The sequence below is a fragment of the Micromonospora sp. NPDC050795 genome, from assembly GCF_044456785.1.
Classification (GTDB): Bacteria; Actinomycetota; Actinomycetes; order Mycobacteriales; family Micromonosporaceae; genus Micromonospora.
Genome location: NZ_JBITGE010000064.1, coordinates 1 through 11981 on the forward strand (window position 1 = coordinate 1; position 11981 = coordinate 11981).

Sequence of the window (11981 nt, forward strand, 5' to 3'; positions counted from 1 at the left end):
CAGAAGGGTGTTGAGGTCTGTCGTCACAAACAGATCTTCAACACCCTTCGTCTATGCCCACACCCCGGGGTCGTTAGGACTTACTCGTCTAGTCCGATGCTCGGGTGAACTCCATGATCCAGTTGGTCTCCCAGGTCTGTTCCCCGTCGACCGAGAACGCCTGCTCCCACCGCGCGGTGGTCGCGCTGATGCCCGACCAGATGAACCGGCACCGGACCGGACGCCCCTCGTGCTGGTCGTCGGCGTAGAAGTGGCCGACCCCGTCGACGAAGCGGCCCACCATCGGCGGCAGCCCCAGCACCCCGGTGTCGCTGCTCGTCCAGTAGATCGACCACTCCTGCCGGGCCGGATCGAAGACCCGGATCGTGGCGCCGGCGGAGCCCTTGGTCGGGAACGTGATCTCGTCGAAGTGACCGCCGCCGGCGAAGAAGCCGTGCGCCACCGACACCCCGGGGAACTCCTCCCACTCGTCGGAGCCGACCAGCCGCTTGCGCAGCCGCCGGTTGACCACGTTCCAGGTGCCCACAAAGAAGTCGAAGTCGCCCATCAGCGGCCCACCGGCCCTTCCGCTCGCGTGTCACGCAGATAGTCGGTCAGATTCGGGCTCTCCGGCAGCAGCATGTGCCGGACCCAGGCGGCCCGCTCGTGTTCCAGAACCGCCAACTCCCAGACGCAGCCCACCGCCGGGCGGCCTAGGTGGACGAAGTGTGCCGGGTCGTCGTCGGGACAGTCCAGCGCCGGCTGCCCGGCCGCGGCGACACGGATCTCCAGCGCGTTGTCCCACACCCAGGTGTACGCCAGCAGATAGGCGCCGGTGTCCGCGCCCCGGTGCAGCACCACCCACCCGGCGGCCGGGGTGCCGTCGTCGACGACGTCTGCCAGCAGGTCGGGCAGCAGGTCGTACGCGGCCTTCTCCACCTCGGGTTCGATGGGCCGCTCCGGCTGGTCCATGTGGTAGCGCTTGAGGTGCCGGCCGCCGATCAGCACTGGCCCGGGCGTTCGTAGTTCCTTGTCGCGAAATGCCATGCCGGGACGGTAGGACGGGTCCCCTGACAACTAGTGTCAGTGAAGTGCGGGCCTCTCGACTTCTCTCCGTCCTGCTGCTGCTCCAGTCGCACGGGCGGTTGACCGCCGCGCAACTCGCCGAGCGGTTGGCCGTCTCCCCCCGCACCATCTACCGGGACGTCGAGTCGCTGCACGCCGCCGGCATCCCGCTCTACGGCGAGGCCGGGCACGCCGGTGGCTACCAACTGGTCGACGGTTGGCGGACCCGACTCACCGGGCTGACCGCCGAGGAGGCCGACCGGCTGTTCCTCGCCGGCCTGCCCGGCCCCGCCGACGAGTTGGGCTACGGCGACGTGGTGGCGGCGCTGCGACTCAAGCTGCACGCCGCGCTCCCCGCGCCGCTGCGCGACCGGGCGACCCGACTGCAACAACGCTTCCACCTGGACACCCCTGGGTGGTACGCCGACGGCGACGCCTCCCCCGAGCTGGCCCGCACGGCCGAGGCGGTCTGGCGGCAGCACCGCGTCGAGGTGCGCTACCGCGGTTGGAACGGCGAGGTGACCCGGGTCCTGGAGCCGTACGGCCTGGTCCTCAAGGGCGGCCGTTGGTATGTGGTGGCCGACCAGCCCGGCCGCGGCGCGCCGGCGACCTACCGGGTCAACCAAATCCTCGCGTTGACCCCGCTGGCGCAGGAGTTCGACCGCCCGGCCGACTTCGACCTGCCGTCCTGGTGGCGGGCGCACGTGGTGCAGTTCCGGGCCCGACTGCACCGCGACGAGGCCCGCGTTCGGCTCTCCCCCGCCGGGCGGGAGCGGTTGCGTGAGATCGGCAGCGATCCCGTGGTGACAGCGATGGACACCAGCGCCGGGCCACCGGACGCGCGGGGGTGGGTGACAGCGGTGCTGCCCATCGAGTCGCTCACCCACGCCCACGGTGACCTGTTGCGCCTCGGTGCCGACGTCGAGGTGCTGACCCCGGTGGCGCTGCGCGAACGGCTGGCCGCCACGGCGGCCGGGCTCGCCGCGCTCTACTCCCCCGCCTGAACAGCCCCGACCGTCTCCACAGTGGAAAAGTCGGGGGCGTCGGTTGTCGGCACGGTGTGCCACCCTGGGACGGTCATCAATGGTCACCGGAGGTGAGGGCCACGTTACGGCTACGCGCACTGGTCGCCGTTCCCGGCACCGGGCCGGTGACCCTCGACGTTCCCGCCGGCACACTCACCGCCCTGGTGGCGCCGCCCCGGTTCGGCACGGCGGTCGCCCGGGTGCTGGCCGGGCTGGCCCCGCCGGTGACCGGTCGCGTCCTCGTCGGCGACCGGGACGTCACCAGCCTGCCGCCGCCGCGCCGGCAGATCGGCTACGTGCCCGCCGGTGGCGCGCTGCTGCCGCAGCTCACCGTGCGGCGCAACATCGAGTACGGCCAGCGCAAACGCGAACGAGTGCACGAGGTGGCCAACGACTGGACGGCCACAGTGGTCGACCGACTCGAATTGGCGCTCTCCCTCGCCCTGCTGCCGCACCAGATCTCCGACGCCCAGCGGTTCCGGGTGGCGCTCCCGAGCGGCGGCCTGCCTGCCGGAGGTGCTGGTCGTCGACCTGCCGGCCGGTTCGGCGGGCGACAGCCGCCTCGGTGACCTGATGCCTCGCCTCTCGCCGCCGGACGCCCCCGGGGTGGCGGTGCTGGTCTGCACCGCCGACCCGGCCACCCTGGCCGAGATACCGGTGCGGCACGAGCTGGTCACCGAGCCGAGCGAGGCGGGCCGATGAGGCCAGCCGCCCGGGTGGGTCGCCGTACGCTGCTGCGCGCCACCGCCGCGGGCGCCACCGCCCTGGCCGCCGGCTGCTCCGGCGGAACCCGGTCGGTGCAGGTCGCTGTGGTGTGGAGCACCAGCGAGCTGGACCGGTTCCGCGAGGTCGTCGCCGGCTATCCCGCCCCGGTGCAGGTGATCAGCGCCGGCAACGACATCGACGCGTTCCTGCGCGCCCGACACCTCGCCGGCACCAGCCCGGACGTGGCGATCCTGCCCCGCCCCGGCCTGGTTACCGAGTACGCCCAGCGCGGCTGGCTGAGCCCGGTGCGCCCATCCACCGACTACGCCGTGCGCGTCGAGCTGAGCGATCTGCTGATGACCGAGGGCGAACGTTACGGCGTCTGGGTCAAGGCGGCGCACAAGTCGCTGGTCTGGCACCTGCCCTCCGTGCTGCCCGCGCCGCCGACCACGTGGGACGACCTGCTCCGCCAGACCAGGGAGCTGGCCGCGGGTGCCCGACGCGACGGCGGTCCGGCGCCCCTGGCCATCGGCGCCGCGGACGGCTGGGTCCTCACCGACTGGTTCGAGAACGTGCTGGCCGACATGGCGCCCGGGAGCTACTACGCCCTCGCCCAACAGGGCGCCGACTGGCAGGACAAGCCGGTACGCGACGCCCTGGACCGCCTCGCCGGCCTGTGGAGCATCGGGGGCGCGTTCGTCGGTGGCGGCCGTCGTGCCCTGCTCACCCAGTACGAGGAGTCGGTGATCCAGGTGGTGCACACGAAGCGGGCGGTGATGCTTCTCGGAGCCGACTTCACCGCCGACGTCGTACGTCCGTTCCGACGCGGCCCGGAGGGACCTGTCACGTTCCGGTTCCCGGGCACCCACCCGGGCGGCGGTCCCCTGATCGTGGGTGGGGACGCGGCAGTGGCGTTCGCCGACGCCCGGGGCGGGGTCGAGTTGGTCGAATGGCTGGCCAGGGCCGACTCGTTCCAACCGTGGCTCCGCGAAGGCGGTTACCTCTCGCCCAACACCAACGTCTCGATCGCCAGCTACACCGACGGCGTCGGCAAGCAACTCGCCACGGAGATGCGGGCCCCCGGCACCCTGCGTTTCGACCTGTCCGACCAACTGCGCGGGGCGTTCACCGGCTCGGACGGGGTCGGCATCTGGCGGATCATGCAGGGCTTCTTCGCCGACGTCACCGACGGGGTCCGCGCCGGCGAGGCGATCCGCCGGGCCACCGGCCTGCTCGCCTCCGCGGCCCGCAGCGCGGGGGCGGCCGATGAGCCAGGTGCGGGTCCTCGGCGAGCTGGCGGGCCTCGACGACGTCGGTCCAGCCCGGCGTGGTCGGGCCTATCCGGCGGCGGGGGCCACGTCGGCCCTGCTGCTGCCGGCCGCGGTGCTGCTCGGCGGGCACCGCGGTGACCGCCACGGTGCTGGTGGTGGCGCTGCTGGCCGCGTACCCGTTGGCCTGGTTGACCGGGCCGGCCGCGCAGGCCACCGGGCTGCTGCTGCTGGCGGCCAGCGTCGTGCCGATCCAGGTCATCGCCGGGCCGGTCAACGAGGTGCTGGGCCTGGTGCTCTCCTCCGGTACGGCCCAGGGCCTGGCCCTGGTGCACATCGCGCTGGGCGTGCCCTTCGCGGTGCTGGTGCTGCGCAACGCGTTCGCGGACCTGCCGGTGGAGCAGGTCCGCGATGCCCGGTTGGGCGGGCGTCGGTGGTGGCACACCCTGCGCCGGTTGGCCCGGCACAACCTGTCGGCGGTGGTGGCGGTGTCCGTGCTGGAGTTCGTCCAGGTCTGGAACGACCTGGTGGTGGGGCGGCTGTTCAGCGCGTCGGGGTCCTCGCCGCTCGGGCCGTTCCTGGCCGAGCAGACCCGCAGTTTCGTGAGCAACAGTGGCGCGCTGGCCGCCAGCTCGGTGCTCGCCTCGGTGCTGCCGGTGGTGCTGGTGGTCCTCTCGCGGCGGCACCTGGTCGCCGGGCTCGTCTCCGGGGGCGTGCGGTGACCGGGCCGGGTGGTGCGCGCGGCGGCTCACGCTGGCCGGCGCTGATCGCGATCGGCGGCGTGGTCGGCAGTGTCCTCGCCAACGTGGCCAGCAATCTGGCCGGCAATGTCCTCTCCGAGCTGGCGGCCAGCGTGCTCGGGCCGGTGACCGTCGTCCTGGCCTCCGGCGGCGTCGTCGGTTACGTGGTGTACGAGGTGCGCCGCCGCCGGACCGGCCGGGAGGTCGACCCCGAGCCGACGGAGGTGCTCACCACCCCGGCCGCCGGGGCTCCCAACCTGCCCTACACGGCCGAGTTCACCGGTCGTGAGGAGCACGTCGACGCCCTGGTCGGTCTGCTCACCCGGGAGCACGCGGTCGCGGTTCTGGGCCGACGTGCGGTGGGCACCTCCGCGTGCGCTGTGCAGGCCGCGAACGAGTGCCGGGAGGAGTTCCCCGACGGTCAGTACTACCTGGACCTGCGGCGGCGCGGCCGACCCCGCTCGGCCCGGCAGGTGCTCACCGCGCTGGCCCGGATCCTGGGCACCGCCCCCCGACCTCCGGCCGGCCGGACGCGCTCACCGCCGCCGCCGACGCGCTGCGCGGTCAGCTCGACGGTCGCAAGATCGTGCTGGTGCTGGACAACGTCGACCGTCCCGACCAGGTGCGGCCCCTGTTGCCGCCCACCGCGCGCACCTGCCGCCTGTTGCTCGCCGGTGGTCCGGCGCTGGTCGGTCTGGAGGGTGTGGTCGCGCACTGGATCGCCGAACCGGGCACGTCCGAGGCGGTGGAGCTGTTCGCGACGGCGGGTGGGGCCGCGCCCGCCGCCCGGGTCCGTCGCGCCGACCCGCGCACCGACCCGGCGGTACGCGAGATCGTCGACCTGTGCGGGCGGCAACCGCGGACCGTCCGGGCGCTCGGTTACCGCACCGCTCAGCACGGCTGGCGGCACTCCGACGTGCTGGACGCGGTGCGCCGCGCGGTGCAGACGCCACCGCACCAGCGGCTCGCCGTCTCACCGGCGGCCCGCCTGGTCACCGAACGGGACATCGCGTACCGGGTGCTGCCTCGCCAGGCCCGACGGTTGTACCGGCTGATGTCGCTGGTCCCCGCCCCGGTGGACCGGCCCACCATCGCCGCGCTGGCCGGACGGCACCCCGAGCTGGTGACGGCACTGCTCGACCGGTTGGCCGCGGCGGCGTTCGTGGTCGGCGCGCCCGGCGACCGGTACGAGATCCGCCCCCTGCTGGCCGGCAGCGCCCGGCTGCACCTGCGGGACGCGGATCCGGTCCGGGCCCGGGTCGCCGCGCAGGCTCGGCTGACCCGGCACCTGGCCCGTCGGGCCGAACGACACGCGGCGAACCTGGCGGTGCCCGGCTCCCCACCCGACCGGGAGTGGTCGCTGCCGCTGGACGACGACCCGTACGGCTGGTTCGACCTGCACCAGGAGCTGCTGCTGGCGGTGGTGCGGGTGCCGGCCGGCGCGAAGGAGACCCTGCCCCGCCGGGTACGCCGGTGGTGGTTCCGGTTGGCGGTGGCGCTGTGTGGGTGGCTGGCGCACGCCGAGCGGCTCGACGAGTGGGAGCAGGTCTGCCGCACCGTGCTGGCCACCCCGACCGCCGACGACCGTCCGGAGATCGCCGGGTGGGCGCACAACGAGTTGGGGGTGCTGCGTCGACGCCGGCACGACCCACAGGGGGCGGCGGCGGCGCTCACCCTCGCGGTCAACGAGCGGGGGCGGCGGGGCAACGCCCAGGCGCGGATGAACCTCGGTCTGGCCCTGCTCGACCTGGGGCAGCTCGACGACGCGGTGGAGCACCTCGAGATGTCGCGCCGCCACCGCTCCGGCGCCGACCGGGCCGGGCACGCCCTCACCGAACTGGGCCTGGGCGCGGCCCAACTGGCCCGGGGCGAACCGGACACCGCGCACCACCACCTGGTGCGGGCGGCCAACACGTTCCGGTCGGTGGGTGACGCGCGCGGGTACGCGGCGGCGCTGACGAACCTGGTGCTGGTGCACGCGGCGCTCGGCGCGCACCTGGACGCCGCCCAGGCGTGGCGGGCCGCACTGCGCGAGTACGAGTCGGTCAACGACCCGACCAGCCGGGCAACGGCGCTGCTCAACGCCGGGGCGACGCTGCTGAGCAGCACCCCGGGGCAGGCGCGCACGGCGTACGAGCTGCTGGCCGAGAGCCGCCGGCTGCGCGAGGAGACCCGGCCGACAGCCGGGCTGGCGCGTACCCTGCTCTACCTGGGTGACGCCTGCTCCGCGCTGGGCGACCAGGCCGACGCGCGGCGGCACTGGGCGGACGCGGCGGCGGTGGCCGAGGAGGTCGCCGACGCCCAAGGGCTGGCCGCCGCCGACGCCCGACTGGACAACGACGCCGACAGCCGGGTGACGTAGGTCGCTCGGGTTGGTCGGTGGCGTGGCTCTGGGAGACTCTGTGATCGTGGACGCGCTCTCGGTACGGGGACTCAGTCGCAACTTCGGCAACCTGGTCGTGCTCGACGAGGTGAGCTTCACGCTCCCGGCGGGCCGGATCGCGGTGGTCCTGGGCCCGAACGGCAGCGGCAAGACGACCCTGCTGCGGTGTGTCGTCGGCGCTGACCGGCCGGACGCGGGTGAGGTGCTGGTGCAGGGTCGCCGGGCCGACGAGACCGATCCTCAGGTGCGGGCGCTGGTGGCCGCCGCCCTGGACGACATCGACTTCTTTCCCGACCTGTCGGTGGTCGAGCACCTGGAGCTTGTCGCGTACGCCCACGGGGGTGACGCCGAGCCGGTCGAGGAGGTCCTCGCCGAGCTGGGTCTGGAGCCGGCCCGCGACCAGCTGCCGGTGACGCTGTCCAGCGGCCAGCGCCGCCGGCTGGCGCTGGCGTCCTGTTTCGTCCGGCCCCGCCGGGTGCTGATCCTGGACGAGCCCGAGCAGCGGCTCGACGTCCGCGGGCGACAGTGGCTCGCCGACCGGCTCCTGCGGGAACGGGCGGCGGGCACGGCGGTGCTGTTGGCCTCGCACGACCCGGAGCTGATCGACGCGGTGGTCGACGAGCGCATCGAGATCGGCAAGTGACCGCCGCGCCGGCCACGATCGCCGACACGCCGGTCGGGGTGCCGACCGCGCGGCAGGTGCGAACGCACCTGCGCAAGGCACGCAGCCGGCACCACGACCATTCCCTCGGTGACGTGCTCGGCGACGCGTACGTCATGGTCCTGTTCGTGGGCATGTACGGCTGGTTCGCGATCAGCGCCAGCCGTGACCTGCTGGACTCCCCCACCGTGGGTCAGGCCGAGCCGGGCGTGCGGTGGTGGCTGGCGGTCGCCGCGCTGCTGGCGGGCGCGGGGCTGGCCTGGCGTGGTCTGCGCGCGCTCGGCCCGCTGCTGGTCACGCCGGCGACGCAGAGCTGGGCGACCAGCGCGCCGATCGACCGACGGGCCTGGTTGGCGCCCCGTTTCGTCCTGTTGCTGCTGGGCTCGGCGGCCGGCACCGCCGCGCTCGGAGTGGCAGTGGCGGCGCTCGGTGGGGTCAGCGAACCGTCCGCCCTGGGCTGGGCGGCGGCGGCCGGCGCCGGGTGGGGCGCGGCCGCGCTGGCGCTCAGTGTCGTCGCCCAGGGCAGTCGGTCGGGGCGGCGCTGGCCGACGGTGGTCGGGGCGGTGCCGATGGTGGCTGCGGCCGTGATCACCGCCCTGGTGGTGCTCGTCGGTCGCCTCGGCGACGGCCTGTCCCGGCCGGCGACGACGCCGACCGTCGCGTTGTTCGCCGCCGCGGTGCCGCTCGTGGGCGTGGGAGTGATCCTGGCGGTACGCGCGCTGCCCCGGGTCGACCGGGCCACCCTGACCACCGGCGCGCAGTTCGCCAACGCCGCCGCCACGGCCACGATCCTGCTGGATCCGAGCCTGCTCGCCGGCCTGGTGGAGAGCCGCCGCTGGCGCCGGATCGGCCGGGTTCGCAGCCGCCGGTTCCGGCCCGGCCCCGGCTGGTGGGCGCTGCTCCAGGCCGACGTACGCCGGTTGCGCCGCCACCCGAGCGCCGTGCTGATCTGGGCGGCGCTGATCGGGGTGCAGTACGCTGCCGCGCTCGCCCTGCCCGGGTTGGCCGGTGCCGCGCAGGTGGTGTTCGCGTACCTCGCCGCCAATCGGCTGACCGGCGGTCTGCGGTCGGTCAGCCGCTCACCCGGGCTGCGCCGGGCGCTCGGTGGCAGCGACAACCTGCTGCGCGGGATCCACGTGGTGGTGCCGGCTGTCGGCGCGGGCGTGTGGTGGTTGCTGACCCTGCCGACCGTCGACCCGGGCCCGGCCTGGCTGGCGCCGACGCTGGCGCTGGGGGTGGTGGCCGCCGCGTTCCGGGCCGGCACCCGCCCGCCGATCGACTACGGCGGCGCGACGGTGAACACGCCGTTCGGGATGATCCCGGTCGACCTGCTACGGCAGGGGTCACGGGGGCCGGCGCTGCTCGCCGTGCTGGTCCTCGTCCAGCTGTTCCTGGGCTGACCGGTCCTCCCGGCCAGCCCAGGGCGATCAGCCGTCCAGTCGGCGGACCATGTTCATGATGGTCTCGATCTGCGCGCCGCCCTTGATCGGGAAGTTGGTCGCGCCGAGGTAACCCCACCAGTCCCAGCAGCCGTTCGGGTTGCTGAGGGAGGCACCTGCCTGCGGGTACAGGACGATCAGGTTGTTGGTGTCGGCGTACTGGTTGAGGTTGGCCCGGTCGACGAACGCCGTGCCCACCGCGCCGACGCCCTGCGCGCAGCCGTGCAGGGCGACGAGGAGACGGCACGACTGGCCTGCCGCGCACGCCGACGGGACGTAGGCGAAGCCGTTGGCATCCATGCTCAACCCGTTGGCCCAGCCGTTGACCGCGAAGGTGTTCTGGCTGAACCGGATGAGCGAGCCGCCGAGCCCTCCGGTGTTCGGCGCGTTCACTCCGCCGAGCAGCTTGCGCAGCAGCGTGTTCTGTGGGTCCGCACCGCAGTCGTTGAGGTACGGCGATGCGGTCGCCACGCACCCGAGCGTGCCGTACGGCGTGACCCAGGAGTGACCGGCGGCGGAGCCGCTGTCGTACTGCACGCTGGCCCCGAAGTGCTGGTAGTACCGGACCAGGTCGTCGGTGACGGACTTCTTGACAGTGGTGTCGTTGCCGCCGTGGAACACGTACACCGGATCGCCGGAGAGGTTGCCGACCGGGTCGACCCAGCCGTACGACGCCCAGGTCCGGGTGTACGCCTGCAGCGCGGACACGTTCGTCGAATACCGGTTGTCGCCGCAGCCGTTGAGCGCCTGGGCGACGGTGTTCTGGGAGCAGTAGTAGGGCCCGGCGGCGAAGACGGCCGCTCCCCTGATCCGGGACGAGTAGGCGACGTGCAGTTGGGTGGCCATGTAGCCACCGGAGGAGACGCCGGCAACATAGACGCCGGAGACGTTGTAGGTGTTCAGCGACCCGGAGACCGGGGGCACGGTGGCGGGGTTGGCGGCGTGGGCGGGTGCCGCCGCGGTCAGGATCAGCAGGAGCGCGGCCGCGAGGGTGGTGGCGGCTTTCAGCGGTGTGGGCATGAGCGGTCTCCTCGGCAGCGCCGACTGGGGCGTCGGCGTGCGCCGAAGCTACCGTGACATAGACCACACCAGATATGACGGAAACCGACACGTCCGCCACCGCTGGAATGTCCCCGGCACCCACTCCCGGCGCTCAGGACCGCTGAAGGTGTCGAGCGCGGCGATCATGGAGCCCGGAGCCTGATCGCGGCGCCACCAGATCCGGCGGCGGGTTCGGACCGGCTGTCGCTTCCGTCCAAGACAGCGCCACGTCAGCGATCTACCGTGGACCCGGCAACCCGCTTCCAAGCCTGAGGAGACAACACAATGCGCGACCTGGTCTACACCGGTTTCATGTCGCTCGACGGCGTCGTCGACTCGCCCGGCGGCGGGCCGGGTGAGGAGCACCGCAGCGGCGGTTGGGTGTTCAAGGACCTCGAGTTCGTCCCGGAGGCCTGGTCGCTGAAGGGCGAGGAGCTCGCCGACACGACGGCGTTGATGTTCGGCCGCCGCAGCTACGAGGCGTTCGCGCGGGTCTGGCCCGGTTCGGAGGACCACGCCGACTACAAGGAGCTACCCAAGTACGTGGTGTCGAGCACGCTGTCCGACGACGCGCTCGTCGACGGGTGGGGGCCGACCACGATCCTGCGCTCGACCGGGGACATCGCCGCGCTCAAGCAGGGCGAGGGCGGAGCGATCTTCATCCACGGCAGCGCGGAGCTGGCCCGGCGGCTGTCCGATGAGGGGCTGATCGACCGGTACAACCTGCTCGTCTTCCCCGTGCTGCTCGGTGCCGGCAAGGGCCTGTTCGGCCGGGCCGACCGCGACAAGCACATGCTGACGCTGCGGGAGTCGGAGAGCTACCCGAACGGGATCCTCAAAGTGATCTACGACGTCAAGCGCTGACCGAGGTCGAGGGCGACAGCGCCGCCCGTGCCCTCGCGTAGCTGCCGAACGGTACGTCCGAGGTAGCGGCGCAGTGCCCTGGCCAGGTGCGGCTCGTCGAAGTAGTCGAGCTTGGCGACCACGTCGGCGGCCGGGTCTCCGCCAGCCAGCAGCTCCGCCGACGCGCGGGCCCGCTCGATCTGCCGGACCGCGCCGCGCGTCAGCCCGGTCGCGGCGCGGAACCGGCGTTCGACGGTACGCGCCGAGACGACCGAACCGTGGCCCCGCAGCAGCTCGGCGACGAGCGGGTCACGGACCACGGTCCCGGCCCGGACGAGGCTGTCGACCAAGGCTTCGGCGTCGTCGGGGCCGGGCGTCTCCCAGCGCGCGCCGTCCAGCCGGAACGTCCGGCGCGTGGTGTCGGGAAGCTCGATGCCGCCGTCGACCAGCGTCGGCGTGGGCACGGCCCGCAACGAGGTACCCACGGCGAACTCGATGCCGGTGAAGGTCGCGCCGTGCGGCACCGGCGCCGTGCCGGTGCGGGTCTCGGGACCGGTGATGCTCGCGTACGCCCGGCCAGCCTGCTCCCAGAACACCAGGCCCCAGCGCACCCCCGCCACGGACGTCATCGCGGTGACCTGCTCGCTCGTGCAGGTCCACACGGTGTCGACCCATGGCGAGTCGGACCCGCGCGTCTCGAAGCGCAGTCCCACCTGGCCAAGGATACGCGGGATGGCACTAGGTTCTGTCTCGCGGATCATGAATCTCGCTCGTTAGGCCTGTGTGGCACGAGGCGATCTGACGAACCATGAGTGGGCTGTGCTGGCGCCGC

At 73.2% G+C, this 11981-nt stretch carries 13 protein-coding genes; 9 read left to right on the forward strand and 4 right to left on the reverse strand.

The annotated features are described in order from the left end of the window. Window positions 1-88: 88 nt before the first annotated feature. Window positions 89-547: a hypothetical protein gene (locus ACIBEF_RS31470; RefSeq protein ID WP_355009057.1), complete on the reverse strand. Its 459-nt coding sequence runs from the start codon at window positions 545-547 to the stop codon at window positions 89-91. Continuing rightward, window positions 547-1026: a hypothetical protein gene (locus ACIBEF_RS31475; RefSeq protein WP_396797029.1), complete on the reverse strand. Its 480-nt coding sequence runs from the start codon at window positions 1024-1026 to the stop codon at window positions 547-549. The genes ACIBEF_RS31470 and ACIBEF_RS31475 overlap by 1 nt, the downstream gene beginning before the upstream one ends. A gap of 44 nt (window positions 1027-1070) precedes the next feature. Here ACIBEF_RS31475 and ACIBEF_RS31480 point away from each other — a divergent pair, with 44 nt between their 5' ends. The 8 genes from ACIBEF_RS31480 to ACIBEF_RS31515 all read left to right on the forward strand — a co-directional run bounded on the left by ACIBEF_RS31480 (window position 1071) and on the right by ACIBEF_RS31515 (window position 9226). After that, on the forward strand, window positions 1071-2048 hold the full coding sequence (locus tag ACIBEF_RS31480; protein WP_396797030.1) for a helix-turn-helix transcriptional regulator: 978 nt from the start codon (window positions 1071-1073) through the stop codon (window positions 2046-2048). 92 nt (window positions 2049-2140) lie between these two features. After that, a complete protein-coding gene (locus ACIBEF_RS31485; RefSeq protein ID WP_396797031.1) occupies window positions 2141-2638 on the forward strand; it encodes an ATP-binding cassette domain-containing protein in 498 nt (165 codons plus the stop codon). 4 nt (window positions 2639-2642) lie between these two features. Beyond that, entirely contained in the window at window positions 2643-2771 is a 129-nt protein-coding gene (locus tag ACIBEF_RS31490) for a hypothetical protein (RefSeq protein WP_396797033.1), read from the forward strand. Continuing rightward, window positions 2768-4183, forward strand: a complete 1416-nt coding sequence (locus ACIBEF_RS31495) for an extracellular solute-binding protein (RefSeq protein WP_396797034.1) — start codon at window positions 2768-2770, stop codon at window positions 4181-4183. The genes ACIBEF_RS31490 and ACIBEF_RS31495 overlap by 4 nt, the downstream gene beginning before the upstream one ends. Then, the gene (locus ACIBEF_RS31500) at window positions 4180-4764 is read left to right on the forward strand and encodes a hypothetical protein (protein ID WP_396797036.1); all 585 of its coding nucleotides are present in this window, start codon (window positions 4180-4182) and stop codon (window positions 4762-4764) included. The genes ACIBEF_RS31495 and ACIBEF_RS31500 overlap by 4 nt, the downstream gene beginning before the upstream one ends. A gap of 610 nt (window positions 4765-5374) precedes the next feature. Beyond that, window positions 5375-7144 (forward strand): hypothetical protein, encoded by a 1770-nt coding sequence (locus ACIBEF_RS31505; RefSeq protein WP_396797037.1) that lies wholly within the window; start codon window positions 5375-5377, stop codon window positions 7142-7144. Between the two features lie 40 nt (window positions 7145-7184). Next, complete coding sequence (locus ACIBEF_RS31510) at window positions 7185-7808, forward strand: ABC transporter ATP-binding protein (RefSeq protein ID WP_112602474.1); 624 nt, start codon at window positions 7185-7187, stop codon at window positions 7806-7808. Then, window positions 7805-9226, forward strand: coding sequence for a DUF6297 family protein (locus tag ACIBEF_RS31515; protein ID WP_396797039.1), 1422 nt, complete (start codon window positions 7805-7807; stop codon window positions 9224-9226). Before ACIBEF_RS31510 ends, ACIBEF_RS31515 begins: the two co-directional genes overlap by 4 nt. 27 nt (window positions 9227-9253) lie before the next feature. On the opposite strand, the gene ACIBEF_RS31520 is transcribed toward ACIBEF_RS31515, so the two are convergent. Then, entirely contained in the window at window positions 9254-10285 is a 1032-nt protein-coding gene (locus tag ACIBEF_RS31520; protein WP_396797041.1) for a poly(3-hydroxybutyrate) depolymerase, read from the reverse strand. Between the two features lie 306 nt (window positions 10286-10591). Here ACIBEF_RS31520 and ACIBEF_RS31525 point away from each other — a divergent pair, with 306 nt between their 5' ends. Then, window positions 10592-11170: a dihydrofolate reductase family protein gene (locus tag ACIBEF_RS31525; protein ID WP_355009065.1), complete on the forward strand. Its 579-nt coding sequence runs from the start codon at window positions 10592-10594 to the stop codon at window positions 11168-11170. Here ACIBEF_RS31525 and ACIBEF_RS31530 read toward each other — a convergent pair. Further along, window positions 11152-11862, reverse strand: coding sequence for a helix-turn-helix domain-containing protein (locus ACIBEF_RS31530; protein WP_396797043.1), 711 nt, complete (start codon window positions 11860-11862; stop codon window positions 11152-11154). The genes ACIBEF_RS31525 and ACIBEF_RS31530 overlap by 19 nt on opposite strands. Window positions 11863-11981 lie beyond the last annotated feature (119 nt).